This window comes from Actinokineospora auranticolor, from assembly GCF_002934265.1.
GTDB classification, from domain to species: domain Bacteria; phylum Actinomycetota; class Actinomycetes; order Mycobacteriales; family Pseudonocardiaceae; genus Actinokineospora; species Actinokineospora auranticolor.
This window is the reverse complement of record NZ_PTIX01000014.1, coordinates 1-16457: the sequence shown is the minus strand read 5'-3', so window position 1 is coordinate 16457 and position 16457 is coordinate 1. Positions and strand designations below refer to the sequence as shown.

The window sequence follows — 16457 nt, the reverse complement described above, 5'->3', positions numbered from 1 at the left end:
GCCACTAACTTAGCGCGTTTTCGCTGGCCAGTATCGGTCTAAGCGATTGGCGATCGACCTCTGGAACACTCGGATCAAGTCCACTTGCGACAGTGGGTTGCGTGTTCGCTCGATGCCCCAATGCGGGCCATGGAACTATGGTGTGCCGCAGGGCGTCGTCGCACGTGCCGCCTGCCTCTCGCACGGCACCCCTCAAGATGCCGTTGACCTGCAACGATGCTCCGTAAGTTAGTGGCATTGGGCCGGAGGCATGCCAAGATCAAGAACCATCCCGCCCCGAGCCCCGCCCGACAAGAGCCGCCCCTCAACGCGGGCCCACCCCAAGCCCAAGGCGCCTCACCCCAGACGCGCCCAGCCACCCGCCCCCATCAAGAACTCCAGCGCACCCAACCCATCCTGAAGAACCTCTAAGCCACCCCGCGCAACACTCTGCCCATGCGCAGCCTGTGGACCCGAGCCCGCCGAACCGAGAAGGCCGCCTACCTGATCAGCGCCGCCCTCATCCTCAGCGGCCTGGTCCACGTCGCCGTCCTCCTGACCACCGGCCGCACCTGGGAAGGCCCCCTCTCCCTCCGCAAAGCCGCCACCTTCGGCCTCTCCTTCGGCCTGACCCTCGCCACCGTCACCTGGGCGACCTCCTACCTGACCATCAAACGCCGAACCCCACTCCTGGCCCTCTTCGCCACCGCCAGCATCATCGAGGTCATCCTCGTCACCACCCAGGCCTGGCGCGGCGTCCCCTCCCACTTCAACTTCGAAACCCCCCAGGACACCGCCGTCTCCATGACCCTCGCCGCAGGCGGCGGCGTCCTGGTCCTCACCTCGATCGCCCTCACCGTCGCCGCCACAACCGGCGCCCGCAATACAACACCAACAATGCGCTTGGCGGTACGGTTCGGGCTAGCCGCTCTCCTCATAGCGCTCGCCACCGGCGCAGCCATGATCGCTAAAGGCGTCATCGCATCCCGCTCAGGCAACCCGGACCTGGCCTACACCACCGCGGGCTCCCTCAAGCCCCTGCACGCGGTAGCCATGCACGCCATCCTCGTCGTCCCAGCCCTAGCCTGGCTCCTCGACCGGACAACAATTCACAACCACATGCGACTGGTCTGGACCGCCATCGCCGCATACAGCACCCTGATCACCCTGGTCGGCGTCGAGTCCATCACCGGCGTGTCACCACTGGCCCCACCCACCATCGCGGCCATCGCGTCAATCCTGGCCATCACCACACTCGGCGCGGTTACCCTGTACGGCTGGGCACACCGAGCAAAGGCTTGACCACCGCGGGCCGCACCGCATAACCAGCAACCACCACCGCGACCCCCAACGTGACCCACCCCGCCAACACCTGGTCCCCGTTGACGTCATGCGGCCACTCCAACGCCAGCCGTGAGTAGAACCCACGCCCCAACGCCGTCTCACGGCACAACAGCACCAACCCGGTAAGACCATGCGCAAGCGCCACTACGACAACCGGCGTGCGACTGGTCCGAGCAAAGAGCGCCACCCCGGCCGCAAGAGAGCACCCCAGGATCACCAACCGCGCCCAGTGCTGTCCCGCAAGACCGTCATAGAGACCAAACCCGTACAAGACAACAGGAATGGCCGATGCCGCGAACGCGGCAACCTCCGGACGCGGCAACCACACCCGCACCGGCCCCAACAACGCACGCGGCTTCCCAAGAGCGAGCAACGCGGGTGCCACCAACCCGACCAACAGCCGAACCACCGTGTGCGCGCTGAACACCGCCGGTTCGTACTCGCCAAGCCCGGAACAGGTGGCGATGAACAACACCGCGCACCCGGCTAACCACGCGACGGTCCGCTCCACCGGCCACGGCTCCGTCCGTCGGCCCACCCGGTAGAGGTACCAGACCGCAGCTGCGACAGCGAGAGTGCCGAAGACAAGGTCAGGACGCCACCCGGCAAGAAGCCGCCCCAGGCTGGGAGGGTCAGGCAGCGGAAAACCGATAAGGACCTCGGTAGCCGACAGCCGACGCCGCGCGCCAAGAGGACTGGGCGTCCGACTAAGCCCAACCGCGAGACCAATGGTGACCAACATGAGCAGCACCTCAACGGCCGCCAACCGCAGGAAGGGCCGCGCTTGCGCGCTGTCCAGCTGTCGTAGTGTGCGCTGCCGGTGCAGGTAGCCAAACCCGCCTAAGAGGATCGCAGCGGCCAGCTTCGCCACTACGAGCAACCCGTAGCGCGTGCCAAGCTCATCGACCGCGAGCCGTAGTGACGCGTTGACGAGTCCGGTCACTACGACCGCAATCCAGCAGGCAAGCGCGATTGCGGAGTAGGTCCGCGCAGCAGTCGCGCCGTAAGAGCGCCGCGCAACTGCCAACAGCGCGACAAGCCCACCGGCCCACACGGACATCGCGATGACATGCAGCATAAGGCTGTCACTCGCGATGTCGTGGTCACCACCGGACGAAGAGTGTCCGGTGAGCGCTACCGGCGCCACACCAACGATCGCACCGGCCAAGAGCCACCCCGGCGGCAACTCGAGCCGACTACCGACCCACACCAACGCAGCCAAATTCGCCACTACGAGCCAAGCAAGCGCCACCGAGAGCCGACCAACCGCAGGACCCAAGACGCGGAAAACCTCGGGAATGCCCTGTCCCAACGCGTCAGCGACGGTCAACACGACCATGAACGCGGACAGAATCGCCCACCAACCCGCCAAGCGCCCCGCGACCCGCACCGCCTTGTCCCGGTCATCACCCGTCGACGCCAGCAGCGCGGCAAGAACCAGCGCGCCCACAACCCCAACAGCCGCAACCTCTGCGACCACCCGAGCGCCGGGTAGCGCCATCCGCACGAAGGCACCCGCATCCGGCAAGCCCACTACGGGAGGCGGAGCGGCGGCGGAGACTCCCACGGCTACTACGGCACCAGAAGCGATTCCGGCCCCAATCAGCGGCCTCAAGGCGCCGGTTCGCGCGAACCAAATCCGGCGATTCATCCACATACCCTCGAGTTATCCACAGCCCAGCCCTTTCGTCTGGCCACCCACTTGCCTGCTCGGCAAACTGGCTTCATCCCGGTCGAGCGACCGCGACCGTCCACTCGGGACTCAGGGCCGCCCGTGCCCGCGATCGGACGAGATGACCTCGAAGGAAGCGATCCGCCAATGCCCATCTACCTGCACCATCGTCGCCACGTCCACCAGCGTCAGATTGGGCCGGACCAGCGTCACGGTGACCTTCGCCCCCTCCGCCGTCATGGTGGTGTCCCCCACCTGGAAGGACAGCAGCGTGTCGGCCTTGGCCCGCTCGCACAGGCGGTCCACCGTGCCGTAGCTGCCCACGACGGGCGCGGTCAACAGCCCGAACGCCGTGCCGCAGTCCTCGTCGATCGCCGCCCGGAAGTACCCGCTGACGGCGTCCGCGGGGCTGTCCCCGGGTGCGCTGAACAACCAGACCTGCGTGGAAACGGCCGCCACCACGAGCGCGCCGACCATGCCCCGACCCCGTGGCCGCCGCCACAAGGAGACCCGACCAGGCCCACCGGCCTCCCGCTCGACCACAGCACCACCGGTCACCCAGCCCACCTCCCCAACCCGACCACGTACCCGAACGCCCGCCCGGCAACCGCGCCGACCCGGTCCCGATGGCCGACCCGCTTGTCCACAACAGCCTGAGCGGCAGACCTGGTGCCATCACCCGGCCCACCTCCGCAGCCCACCCCACAACCGCGGACGCGTACGACCAAGCCGACCGGTCCCCAGGTGTCGGAACGCCACTCCTACCGACCGCCCAAGGTGAGAACACCGACCCAGCCTGACGCTTCGAACCCAACCACCCCGAAACGCGGGGCGGGCACCCGACGACCGCCGCCAGGTGCGCCGCTGACGCGTTCGGCCACCTCAAACCGCCGAAACGACCCACCACGAGGAGCCCGAACTCCCACTGACAGATCAAGGCGCCAACGCCCCAGCCCGCCCACGAGACGCGGCGACCCGACGATCACCGCCAGGTGCGCCACCGACACGTTCGGCCACCCCAAACCCGGAGCAACCCATCACGACGAGCGGGAACGCCGCCAGCACCGACAGACCAAGGCACTACCACCTCCGAGACGCGAAGCGGAAACCCGACGACCACCGCCGGGTGCACCGCCCACGCGCTCGGCCAACCCGAACGGCAACGACCCGTCACCAGGTGTCGGAACGCCACTCCTGCCGACCGACCATGGCGATGGCGCCGACCCAGTCCACATAGCCGACCTGCTCGTCCACAACGGCCTCGTCCGCCGCCGCGGCGGGCGCGTTCCCCTCACCGACCCACTCGCCCAGATCGATGTCGAACCGCTCCACCCCGTCGAGCCAACCAGTCCGCCCAAGCGCAGAGGACCAGTCGTGCCCATCGAGTTCCGTCTCGCCGAACCGCTCGAATCCGCCCATGACTTCGGCACCGCCCACCATGTCGTCTACACCGACCCCGCAGCCAGGGCGCTAAGCCCAACCCGCAACGCGCTCACCACCGAACCGGGCGCCCCACCCGGGCCGTCGCACCGCTCCACGCGCGACACCGGTATCCGCGGACCCCGTGCCACACCCGGGGCCCCACACCGAGGTCCCGTACTGCCGTCGACATCGCCGCAACCGGCACCGTTGTTTCCTCGGTACCGCGGGCGTCCACCGGGGAGCCCCGGCCGCCCGCCGGGGTCCACTTCAGCCATTGAGCGCTCGACCAGCGGTCGACCGCCGGACGGGACCGGCCGGAGCCGGCCCCGTCCGAGGTGGTCAGCCGTGTTTGAACACGACGGTGGTCACCATCCACGGCGTGCTCGTCGCGCTGTTGACCGTCGCGTTCGGGCGGGCGCCGAGGACGGCGGGCTGGTCCTCGATCAGCATCTCCATGTCCCCGGCGGGCGAGGAGTTGAGCCGCTGGGTGAAGCCCGCGCCCGGTGTCAGGTTCCGGCTGAAACCGGAGTCCAGGTAGAACCCGACCGCCAGCTGGTCCCCGTCCGTGGTCGCCGCGGTCTGCCCGGAGGAGGCCACGGCCGTGGTGCCGGTCGCCGACTTGATCTGGTCGACCGCGCCCGTGCCCGCGGCCAGGGACAGGCCGGAGTACTCGACGACCCCGACGCCGATGTCCGCCGTGCCCGAGGCCGAGGCGGTCACGGTCAGCGGCGCGCCACCGCCCGCGGTGATCGGCGCGGTCCAGACGCTCTGCTCGGTGTTGTCCGTGCCGACCGTGCTCGACAGCTTCGTGTAGACGTTGCCCGCCGAGTCGCGGACGCCGGTGGCCCGGGAGCCCACGGTGTTCCAGATGCCGACCTGCACGACCATCCGGTCGCCGACCTGCACCGCCGACGGCGTGGTCACCGCGCGTTCGGCGCCGGGTCCACGCGCGGTGGCCTTCTGCACGAACCCGGGTGTCGGGGTCGCGGTCGGGGTCACCGGGTTGGACGCCAGCGAGGGGGCGCTGGTGCCGATGGCGTTGGTCGCGGTCACCCGGAACGTGTAGGTGGTCCCGTTCGCGAGCCCGGTGACCTGGGCGGACGTCCCGGTCACGGCGACCGGGGTCTGCGCGGCCTCCCCGATGTACGGGGTGACGGTGTAGCCGGTGATGGCGTTGCCGCCGTCGCCGGGGGCCGACCAGCTCACCGTCGCCGAGCCGTTGCCCGCCACCGCGGCGACCGCGGACGGGGCGGACGGTGCGGTGATCGACGGCAGGATCCGCACGGTCTTGGCCACCGACGGCACACCGGCGTCGTTGACCAGGAACAGCATGTAGTCACCGGGTGGGGCGAGGTTGGCGCCCGCGGGCGTCTGGATGTCGAGCTTGCCCACGCCCTTGGTGTACGAGAGCGGCACGAACCGCTGGTCCATGTCGCTCTGGTGGGTGTTCGCGCCCACCGACACCAGGTTGACCGCGCTGATCGACGCGGCGTCCGGGGTGCTCACCGAGATCGTCTGGCCGTACGCCGTGGACGGCGGGGCGGCGGTGATCGTCGGCCGGGCCCCGTTGAACAGGTAGGGCGGCGAGTAGATCTGGGCGGAGAACTGGCCGGGCACGGTGGCGCTGATGTGGTGCCCGCCGCCCGCGACCAGCACGCGACCGTCCGCCATCAGCAGCGCGGTCTGGTGGTACTGCCGGGGCACCGCCATGGACGCCGCGGTGGTCCACTTCTCGGTGGCCGGGTCCCAGAGCTCGGCGGCGAGGATGTTGGTGTTGAGCTTGCTCTGGTCGCTCGACGGCGAACCGCCGACCGCCAGCACCTTGCCGTCGGCGAGGGTCGTGAGGGTGTGGAAGTCCCGCGCGGTGTTCATCGGCGAGGTCTGCCGCCAGGCGGCGGTGGGCGCGGTGAGGTCGATGACCGGTGAGGTCGATGACCGAGGTGTTGGCCATCGCCGGGGCGCCGTCGGACACGGTGCTCGACCCTCCGCTGTAGAGGATCTTGCCGGGCCGGTACATGGTGGACGATCCGTTGACCACGCCGCTGGCGCCGACCGGGGTCCAGGTCTGGTTGTTCACGTCGAGCCAGAACGACACGTCCTCGGACGGGCCCATGGTGAAGACCTTGCCGTTGGGCGCGAGGTAGGCGAACGGGTACTCGACCTCGTGGATCTGCGAGGTGTTGACGTTGGACAGCACCGTCCACGTGTTGTTGCCCGGGTCGTAGACCTCGGGGTGCTCGGCCCAGGTGTAGGCGTCGGCGGTGTTGCCGCTGATGGTCACGTACCGGCCGTCGGGCAGCTCGGTGACGCTCGGGTACCAGCGCGGGTAGTGCATGTCCGCGACGCGGCTCCACGAGTTGGTGGCCGGGTCGAAGATCGTGGTGTCCTTGATGCCCAGTTCACCGGTGGAGACCACGCCGTAGCCGCCGACGACGAGCACGCGGCCGTCGGGCAGGTGGGCGTTGGCGGCGCAGAAGATGCTGTCCGGCGCCATGATCGTGGTGAAGGTGTTGGCGGCCGGGTCCCACAGGTAGGTCGGCTCGGGCTGGTGCCAGCCGTCCCACAGGATGTACTTGCCGTTGTTGAGGGCGACCATGTGCACCGCGACGAACGGCCAGTCCATCGGTGCCGACCACTGGCCCTGCGGCGACGCCGTCGGGGTGACCGCGTTGGACGGTGCCGACGCCGGGCCGGTGCCGACGTTGTTGGTGGCGGACACGGTGAAGGTGTACGAGGTGCCGTTGGTCAGGTTGGGGACCTGCAGCGTCGTGGCGGAGCCGCTGAGCACGATCGGCGTCTGCGCGGCCGCCCCGGCGAACGGGGTGATCGTGTAGGACACGATCGGGCTGCCGCCGTTGGGCGGGGCGTTCCAGTTCAGCGTGGCGGTCCCGTTGCCCGCCTGCGCGACGACGGAGGTCGGCGCGCCCGGCGCGGTCGGTCCACCGCCGCCGCCGGTGCCGTCGGCTCCCTTGAAGACCACGGTCGCCATCAGCCACGGCACGCCCGCGCCCGTGGTGACCCCGGCGCTGGGCTGCTCGCCGATGCCGACGGGCCGGTCCTCGAGCACGAACTCCATGTCGGAGGCGGGCGAGACGTTGACCCGCTCGGTGAAGCCGCTGCCCGCGGTCAGGGTCTTGCCGAAGCCGGAGTCCACGTAGAACCCGAGCGCGAGCCCGCCCGCCGCGGTCGTCGGCGGGGTCGGCCCGGAGGTGACCACGCCCGCGACGGTGCTGGTGCCGGTGGCCTGCGCCTTCTGGTCGACCACGGTGGCGTCGGCGGCCGCGGCGAGCCCCGAGTACTCGGCGACGGCGATGCCGATGTCGGCCTTGGCGGTCGGGGTGACCGTGATGGCGGGCTTGGTGCCGCCGCCGTTGACGACGGGCGCGCTCCACACGCTCAGCTCGGTGCCGTCCGGGGCGGTGACCGCGGTGAGCTTGGTGTAGGTGTTGTTGGCCGCGTCCTTGACGGTCTTCGCCGTCGCGTTGCCGCTGCTCCACACCCCCACCTGCACGACGATCCGGTTGCCCGCGACCACCGCGTTGGGCAGGGTCACCGCCTTGCTGGTGGCTATCGCGCGGGCGCTGGCCTTCTGCACGAAGGCAGGCGCCGCGGCCACGGCGATCCCGGGTAGTCCCAGCGTGAGCATGACCAGCGCGACCACCGCGCTGATCGCCACACGCCCCCGGCGGGCGCGAAGGAGTCTCATCAACCGTCCTCGATGAAAAGGGTCCTGGGCCGACCACGCCGGCGACGCTTACATCGCTGCGCCGCACCACGCGTTTCGCTTTTTCCGGACGCCCTAATCCATCCCACCGAACGGCGCAGAGCAACAAACTTCCCTATTGGAAAGCGAATTCTTCACTGGGTCAATTATTCGGTGACCGAAATAGGTCCACAGTGGAGCAAACCGGACACGCGCCACGTCCGAGGCGTACCGGCCGCACCCGCGCGGTCACCCACCGCAGGAAAGGTAGGGAATCAAGTTGCGCGTACCAACCACACAATCCGCCACGCGGTGCCGCGTTTCACGCGACCGCTCCAGGCCGCGCGCGGACGCTCCACCGCGCGGGTCAACGACCCTGGTTGAGCCCGCCGTGCACGTGGCCGACCTGGATGGTGGTCCCGTGGTGGGTCCCGCCGCTGATCTCGTTGTGCACGGGCCGGTACCGCTCCCCGGCGTCCACCGGCACCTGCCCGGCGGGGGCCTCCGCCGCGGGCGCGCCACCGGCGAGCCCGTTGTCGAGCAACTCGCCGGAGAGCACCGGGACGTGCAGGTACGCCCTGGTGTCGAGTTCCTTGTTGTGCGTGTCGACCGGCCGGGCGTCCACCTTGGCGTAGCCCTCGGCCACGACGTCGGCGTACACCCGCTCCGAGAGCAGGACGGCCAGGAAGGTCAGGTCCCGGTCCGACCTGGCCAGCGCCCCGCGCAGCACGTCGGTGTCCAGCAGCCGGTACGCGTTGACCAGCGTGCGGCCCCCGGAACGCAGCAGCGGTCCCACGTGCAGCACGGCCCGCAGCCGCAACCGCAGTCCCCGGTCCCGCGCGCGCAGCCGGACGTCCTGCTCGGCCAGGATCTCCTGCAGCGCCGCGAACACGCGGTCGACCACGGCGGGCAGGTGGTGGGTGTCGAACGCGACGCCGATCCCGTCGCCGTTCTCGTGCTCCATGAGCCGCCGGTCCCACACGTCGGCCAGGCCCGCCCGCCCGAAGGCGTTCTCGACCACCTGCGGGATCATGAAGGTGAGGTGCTCCTGGTTGACGTCGGTGTTGCGCCCGAACCGCTCGGCGTCGACCACCAGCACCCCGCGATAGGGCGGCAGCTCGGCATCGGGGTCGCTCACGGCAGCACTCCATTCACCTCATGCGCGGACGCCCTCCAACCTAGTGCCCCCGCCCACCCCCATCACTGGACAATTCCTGGTCGTTTTTCGCCCACCCGACCCGTCGGAACCACACGCGCACCCCATGCCTCGCCCGCCCCGGCACACCCCGCCCAATCGTGTACTCCCTCAAGTCCGGTCCCCAGCCGCACCACGCCCCACCCCAATCCGGCCAAGACGCTCCCCTGAATCACACAGGCGAACACACCCCGCCCAGCCGCCAAACACCCTTGTGTCCACAGGCGTCTCCCCGCCTTCAAGACCCGACACGCGGCCAACCACAACCACAGGGTCCGGCCGCGCCCCAAAGATCACTCCACATCCACCCCGCCGCCCCTTTGAGGACGGGTCCCTCTTGTCGCATAGCCAACGGGCACCGGCAATCCGAGCGCCAATGCGACCCGCCGATAACTCATCACTATCCGACGACTCGAAACCACACAGCATTCGCGGCCGGTTTCGGACGCGTCCCGCGCACGCCAGGCCAACCCGAGGTCCGCGTCAGCCCGCCCGCGGCACACGAGCCCACCCCTCGACCGCCCAGACAACTCGCCGGTCCAACCAAAGCAAAGGTCAAGACAGGCTCACTACCCACCGTCACCCGACTCGACCACGCCGACGCCCATCCCGCCGAGCCGCGAACCCCGCGAGCGACCACCCGGTCCGCACCCCGGGCACCCCGGCTCCGCCAACCGCACCCCGTCGACCGCGAATTCCCAGATCTCCACCCGGACGCCACCGCCCGCCAACCGGTCATTTACCCGGTGAACTGGGCGATCTCCTCCTCGGTGTCGGATTCGTCCCGCCGTCGAGGACCCACCACCCGCCCGGTCAACTGGTGATTTCCAAGAGTGACATTGGTCTAGACCTACCCCAATCCACCCGCTAGATTCGGGTTGTGGTCTAGACCACACTCGGCACACCCTGCATCCATCCTGGAGCCGATGCCATGAGACGCACCCTTCGTCGCTTGTCCACCGCGGCGGTCGGCCTAGCACTGGCCACCTCCGCCTTGATCGCACTGAACCCATCAGCCTCGGCGGCGGGCGCTCTCCGCGCGACGCTCACCATGAACGGCAACATCGGTGAGTACACCGTCACCAACTCCGGCAGCGCGGCCGTCACCGGCTGGGCCGTCACGTTCGAGCTGCCCGCGGGCGTCACCGCCTCGGCCAACGCGAACTCGAAGGTCAGCCAGACCGGCACCCGGGTCACGCTGAGCCCGGAGTACTACATCAACACCCTGCAGCCGGGTCGCTCGACGTACCCGTACAACCCGTCGTTCCGGCTCAGCGCCGCCGCGACCCCGGCCAAGTGCCGGGTCGACAACGGCAACTGCGACGGCTCGCCCGACACCCCGCCCGGCGCCCCCGGCAACGTGCGGGCGACGGTGAAGACCACCAAGACCATCACCCTCGCGTGGGACGCCGCGTCGATGGGTTCGCTGCCCATCGCCAACTACGACGTCTACCAGGGCAGCACGCTGGTCAAGACCGTGGTCGACCCGACGATCAGCGTCAACGGCCTGACCCCGGCCACGGCCTACACCTTCACGGTCAAGGCCAAGGACACCAACGGCCTCGCCGGTCCCGCCAGCGCCCCGCTGACGGTGACCACGAACAACCCGGCCGACGACACCCAGGCACCCACCGTGCCGGGTGGTCTGCGCACCACCGCGGTCGACGCGGGCAGCGTCAGCCTCGCGTGGAACGCCTCGACCGACAACACCGGTGTCGTGGCCTACGACGTGTACCGCGACGGCCAGGAAGTCCAGACCGTCACGACCACCACGGCGAAGGTCACCGGCCTGGCCCCGTCCAAGGCCTACAGCTTCACCGTCCGGGCCCGCGACGGCTACGACAACGCCTCCGCGCAGAGCGGCGCCGTCTCGGCGACGACCAAGGACATCGTCGACGGCTACGCCCGCGTCGGCTACTTCGTCCAGTGGGGCATCTACGGCCGCCAGTACTTCGTCAAGAACCTGGTGACCACCGGCGCCGCGGCGAAGCTGACGCACCTGCTCTACGCGTTCGGCAACATCGACCCGACCAACCTGACCTGCCTCACCGGTGTTACGAAGAGCACCACGAGCAACCCCCAGGACCCCAGCCAGGGTGACGGTTCGGGTGACGCCGAGGCGGACTACTCGCGTCCGTTCGCCGCGGGCCAGTCGGTCGACGGCGTCGGCGACACCGGCTGGGAGACGCTGCGCGGCAACTTCAACCAGCTCAAGAAGCTCAAGGCGAAGTACCCGAACCTGAAGGTGCTGATCTCGCTGGGTGGCTGGACGTACTCGAAGTACTTCTCCGACGTGGCGGCCACCGACGCCTCCCGCAAGAAGTTCGTGTCGTCCTGCATCGACACCTACATCGACGGCAACATCAAGGCCTACGGCGGCGCGGGTGGCCCCGGCACCGCGGCGGGCATCTTCGACGGCATCGACATCGACTGGGAGTGGCCGGGCAGCGGTGACGGCCACCCGGGCAACCACTGGTCGGTCAACGACAAGGACAACCTGACCCTGCTGCTCAAGGAGTTCCGCGAGCAGCTGGACGCGAAGTCCAAGACGACCGGCAAGCGCTACGAGATCCAGGCGTTCACCCCGGCCGACCCGGCCAAGGTGGCGCAGGGCTGGGACGTGCCGAAGATCTTCGACTACCTCGACGTGGCGAACGTCCAGGGCTACGACTTCCACGGCTCGGGCAGCGACAACTCGTGGGAGCCCAACCGCACCGGCCACCAGGGCAACCTGTACCCGGACGCGGACGACCCGTACGACCACAAGTTCAGCGTCGTGGACGCGATCAAGGCGTACACCGACAAGGGCGCCAACCCAAGAAAGCTGACATTGGGTCTAGCGTTCTACGGCCGAGGTTGGCAGGGCGTGCCCGACAACGGCAAGAAGGGTGAATGGCAGTCGGCGACCGGCGCGGCACCGGGCCAGTTCGCCGAGGAAGCGGGCACCCGCGGGTACTCCAACCTGCTGGCCAGCGTCCCGAACTGCACCATCTACCACGACACAGCGGCCGTCGCGACCGCCTGCCACACCGGCGGCACCAACGGCCAGTTCTGGACCTTCGACGACGCCTGGTCGATCCAGCAGAAGATCGCCTGGCTCAAACAACAACGCCTACTGGGCGTCATGGCCTGGGAGATGTCGGGCGACCCCGGCACCCTCATGACGGCCGTCGACACCAGCCTCAAGTAGGCCGATGACCCGAGTGGCTCCCCCGTCGTCCCACGGGGGAGCCACTCGCGTTCTCACCCCACGAACCGGTTCTGCCGGTGCCAGACGAAGTACTTCTCGTTCCGAGGCCGATAGACAACACACCGGCGACCCCTCAGCTCGTGGAGGCTGTCCTGCAGCCGCCCCTCGGCCACCTCCGCGACCACCACCGTCCCCTCGGGCCCGACCGCCACGAGACCGCGGTCGAAAAGCCGGTCGCACCCGAGCGCGCAAAACAGCACGGAGAGGTTCCCGAGCTCCCCGAGCTCGTCCTCCTCGCACTCCGCCCGCGGCTTGATGAACGCGGGCATCAGCATGGATCCGGGCAGGAGCTCCCCGCAGAGCCCGCACCGCCCCGAGTCCGCGCCTTGGAGCAACAGCCCCCGCAGGTCCGCCTCCCCGACCCGTCGCCCCACCTCGGCGGCCCGGTCGAACGCCGAATACTCCCGCAGCCGACGCATCCACCCGAAAACCCCGCCGCGCAAGACCACCTCGACCACGGGATCCCGCTCCACCACCACATTGGGCAGCATCCCCAGCAACGTCCCCACGAACGAACTGCGGTGCCCCAACACCGCGGGCGTGACCCGGACCCGCCCCCGACTCCACAACAGGTCAAGCCCCCGCTGCACATCCGCCAACGGCACCGGCCTCCCCTCCGGCGACCGCTCCGTCCCCACCCAAACCTGCCGAGCGGTCATCCGAACAATCCTGTTCCGCCGCCCACCCGGCGTCTCGAAGGACTCCCCGACCAGCGGCCCGATCACTTCTCGGGCATCGGGCCCCACGGCGTCCACGGGCGTTGATAAGTCGTCATCCGGGCTCGAGGTCACCCGCCAGTGGTACACCATTGCGGGGGTGGCAACAGGGGCGACATTCAGGGCACGGCCGCACGACCACCGGTTCGTCCCACCTTGCCGACCTCGCCTTGAAGGCCGTGCATCAGCACGTGCATCAACGCTTTTCGAAAGTGTCGTCTTTCGACACATCACCCGGGTCGGCCAACGGCGGGCCCTACCCAGGTGGTTGAACCAACAAGCGAGGCAACGGATGTCCGGCCCACGTCGCACGGGTTACTCCTCACGGCGGATTGGTATGGCGCGGGCGGTCCGGGCGCGTCTACGGGTGTCGACGATGATCGTTACCAAGCGCGAAGATGCTCGTTGGCAGTACGTCATTCCTTGCGAGGCATGCGCTGTGGGTCACTTCCTGCGGGCTGACATATACGGACAGTAAATGGGAAGACCTGGGGTGCCGCTACTGATGGGTGACGTGGCACCATCTGCGCACGCGCGCGGGGACCGGAAGGACGCACCCATGAACAACCGGACCGAACAGATGGACGACCTCCAGTTGGTCGCCCTGCCGACCGCTGTCGGGTGTACCGAGATGTTCGTCCGCTTCGCGTTGACCGAGTGGAAGCTGCGGCCGATGCGGGACGAGGCGGCGCTGGCGGGCAGGCGGCTGGCCGAGGCCGTGGTGGGCGCGGCCGACCAGGCAAACCCCGGCATGCTCACCGCCCGCGTCCGGCTCACCGGCGGCGACCTGGTCATCGAACTGGAGACGCCGCGCGTCGTGCGGGTCCCGGCCGTCCCGGACGGCCCACGGGTGGGTGTAACCGAACTGGGCCACGGCCGTTACCTCCTGTGGGCGAGCCTGGCCCTGCCCGGCGGCATGAACGCGTCGTCGGTCCCCCTGCCGCGCAGGCAGCGCAGGCCCTCCCCGGCCGCAGCGATCGAGGCCGCCCGCGAGCCGCTCAAGGACAACACCGACGAGGTCATGCAGCGGATCCTGTTCGGGCTCTCCGGCTCGCAGGACCGCCACCGCCGCTAAATCCACTGTGGACACCTGACGCGCGGCGGGTCGCGCGGGTGCCGGTCCCCCTGGCCCGCCGCCGATCGGAGTCGAGGATGCGTCCATCGGAGGCCCCCACGCTGGAGGAGGTCGCACGGGTCGCCGGGGTGTCGCGGTCGACCGTGTCCCGGGTCATCAACAACCTGCCCGGGGTCAGCAAGCGCGCGAAGGTCGCGGTGGACCAGGCCATCACCGAGCTGCGCTACGTGCCCAACCAGGCCGCGCGCAACCTGGTCACCCGCCGCACCAACTCGATCGCGCTCGTGGTGTCCGAGCACGGCGACCGCGTGTTCAGCGACCCGTTCTTCGCCAAGATCCTGCGCGGCGTGTACGCGGGCATGGCCGACAGCCGCAGGCAGCTGGTCCTGCTGATGGACCAGACCCGCGACGACAGCACCCTCGCCGACTACCTGTGCGGCGGGCACGTCGACGGCGCCATCGTGGTGAGCCTGCACGGCCGCGACCCGCTCCCCGCGCGCCTGGTGTCCGCGGGCCTGCCCGCCGTGCTGGTCGGCAGGCCGCTGGCCGACGTCGAGGTTCCGTACGTCGACTCCGATAACCTCGCGGGTTCCCTCGCCGCCGCCCGGCACCTGGTGGGCCTGGGCCGCCGCCGGATCGCGTCCATCGCGGGACCGGCGGACATGGCCGTCGGCATCGACCGCCTCGCGGGCTGGCAGCGCGGCATGGCAGAGGCGGGCAGGCCGGACGACCTCGTCGCGTACTCCGACTTCTCCGTCGACGGCGGCGCCGCGGCGATGGCCGAACTGCTCGAGGAACACCCCGACATCGACGCTGTCTTCGCCGCAGCGGACATAATCGCCGTCGGCGCACTACGCACCCTCTCCGAGCGCGGTAAGCGAGTACCGGAGGATGTGGCCGTCGTCGGCTTCGACGACTCGGTGCTCGCCACTACTACGACACCGAAACTGACCACCGTGCGCCAAGACATCGAAGAACTGGGCCGCACCACCACAGCCCGCCTCTTGGCCCAACTCAGCGCCGAAGCAGACCTCCCTCGCTCGCTCCTGCTCCCCACCCGCCTGGTGGTCCGCGAGTCCGCGTGAACCGGGTGCCCTCCCGGACGTCCGAGAGTGTGTACGAGGACGTGCCCGTGTCCCCGAAGCCCGCCTGAGCCCACCGCTCGACAACAGTCGGTGACGCAGGCAGGTCACGGGACTACCGACCGTCGTCCATACGGGTGATGCTCGGTATCCGAGAAGGGTCTAGCGACCTCTTCTCTCACGATACGGTCACGTTCATAACGCGCACGGGGGGTCAATCCGATGGACCCCGCAGAGGGGCCTCGCGCTCTACGTGACTGCCAGTGACGACACGGAACGACAACGAGAAACCCATCAGGGGGGACGACCGAGATGACCAGTGAGCCCGCTGAACAGACCGAGCTGAGCCACCGCGCCCGCGCCATGCTGCGGGCCGTCGCCGAGGGCCGGGCGCACCTGGCCACCAGCCGCGAGCCGGACCTCTACATCGACGGCGTGCCGTGCTGCGACCAGTTCACCGCGCACCTGCTGACCCACGCCGGCCTGATCACCGCCGACCAGGGCCGCTTCGGCGAGCTGATGCCCGCCACCCTCACCCCGGAAGGCGCCACCGCCATCGGCGCCGTGGCCGTCGCCGCCTGACGACGAGGCACCACGGGCCCGAGCCCGGCCACTCGGGCCCGCGCGGCTGTCCACAGGCATGATCGTCTTCGCCCGGAACTGTCGCCCCTCCCCGGTAAACTTGATTCCGGGGGCCGGAGGCCAGCCACCCCAAACCAGGCGCACGGCCCCAGTGGCCAGCAAGCAGCCCCCAATCCCCCGCCGACTCGGCACCAGCCAGCCGTCGCTCAATCGAGACACCTCGCCCCCCGAGTTGTCCACAGGCATGATCGTCATCTCGCGAGATTGTCGGTGCTCGCCGGTAAAGTTGATTCCGGGGGCCGGAGGCGCAATGCCACTAACTTAAGCGAGGAGCTGCTATTGTTTTCGGGTGGCTCGCGTGGTGCAGGTTCGTGGTGGTGTCGTTGATTCGTCGGCTGTTCGGTTGACCGATCGGATCTCGTTGGGTGTGTTGGCGG

General features: G+C 69.2%; 11 protein-coding genes and 1 pseudogene. 5 read left to right on the top strand and 7 right to left on the bottom strand.

Going from position 1 to position 16457, the window contains the following annotated elements; all coding sequences use genetic code 11:
* Positions 1-435: 435 nt before the first annotated feature.
* Positions 436-1281, top strand: a complete 846-nt coding sequence (locus CLV40_RS23425; RefSeq protein WP_104481137.1) for a hypothetical protein — start codon at positions 436-438, stop codon at positions 1279-1281.
* On the opposite strand, the gene CLV40_RS23420 is transcribed toward CLV40_RS23425, so the two are convergent.
* The 6 genes and pseudogenes from CLV40_RS23420 to CLV40_RS23395 form a co-directional block, all read right to left on the bottom strand.
* Complete coding sequence (locus CLV40_RS23420) at positions 1244-2824, bottom strand: bifunctional copper resistance protein CopD/cytochrome c oxidase assembly protein (protein ID WP_245931531.1); 1581 nt, start codon at positions 2822-2824, stop codon at positions 1244-1246. The genes CLV40_RS23425 and CLV40_RS23420 overlap by 38 nt on opposite strands.
* A gap of 261 nt (positions 2825-3085) precedes the next feature.
* A complete protein-coding gene (locus CLV40_RS23415) occupies positions 3086-3553 on the bottom strand; it encodes a hypothetical protein (protein WP_146108200.1) in 468 nt (155 codons plus the stop codon).
* 612 nt (positions 3554-4165) lie between these two features.
* Positions 4166-4414: a hypothetical protein gene (locus CLV40_RS23410; protein ID WP_146108199.1), complete on the bottom strand. Its 249-nt coding sequence runs from the start codon at positions 4412-4414 to the stop codon at positions 4166-4168.
* A gap of 342 nt (positions 4415-4756) precedes the next feature.
* The gene (locus tag CLV40_RS23405) at positions 4757-6088 is read right to left on the bottom strand and encodes a galactose oxidase-like domain-containing protein (protein ID WP_245931507.1); all 1332 of its coding nucleotides are present in this window, start codon (positions 6086-6088) and stop codon (positions 4757-4759) included.
* A 427-nt stretch (positions 6089-6515) separates the two neighbouring features.
* A pseudogene (locus CLV40_RS39760) lies at positions 6516-7406 on the bottom strand (fibronectin type III domain-containing protein); the annotation flags it as partial.
* 1081 nt (positions 7407-8487) lie between these two features.
* Positions 8488-9258 carry a hypothetical protein gene (locus CLV40_RS23395; protein ID WP_181043680.1) on the bottom strand — a complete coding sequence of 257 codons (771 nt, stop codon included), beginning with the start codon at positions 9256-9258 and terminating at the stop codon, positions 8488-8490.
* 1108 nt (positions 9259-10366) lie between these two features.
* Here CLV40_RS23395 and CLV40_RS23390 point away from each other — a divergent pair.
* Positions 10367-12505, top strand: coding sequence for a glycosyl hydrolase family 18 protein (locus CLV40_RS23390; protein ID WP_245931529.1), 2139 nt, complete (start codon positions 10367-10369; stop codon positions 12503-12505).
* A 53-nt stretch (positions 12506-12558) separates the two neighbouring features.
* Here CLV40_RS23390 and CLV40_RS23385 read toward each other — a convergent pair whose 3' ends face one another.
* On the bottom strand, positions 12559-13356 hold the full coding sequence (locus CLV40_RS23385) for a hypothetical protein (protein WP_146108197.1): 798 nt from the start codon (positions 13354-13356) through the stop codon (positions 12559-12561).
* A 484-nt stretch (positions 13357-13840) separates the two neighbouring features.
* Between CLV40_RS23385 and CLV40_RS23380 the strand changes: the two genes are divergently transcribed.
* The 3 genes from CLV40_RS23380 (at position 13841) to CLV40_RS23370 (ending at position 16020) form a co-directional block, all read left to right on the top strand.
* Complete coding sequence (locus tag CLV40_RS23380; RefSeq protein ID WP_104481129.1) at positions 13841-14356, top strand: histidine kinase; 516 nt, start codon at positions 13841-13843, stop codon at positions 14354-14356.
* 77 nt (positions 14357-14433) lie between these two features.
* Entirely contained in the window at positions 14434-15441 is a 1008-nt protein-coding gene (locus tag CLV40_RS23375; RefSeq protein WP_104481128.1) for a LacI family DNA-binding transcriptional regulator, read from the top strand.
* Between the two features lie 309 nt (positions 15442-15750).
* Positions 15751-16020, top strand: coding sequence for a hypothetical protein (locus CLV40_RS23370; RefSeq protein ID WP_181043679.1), 270 nt, complete (start codon positions 15751-15753; stop codon positions 16018-16020).
* Positions 16021-16457 lie beyond the last annotated feature (437 nt).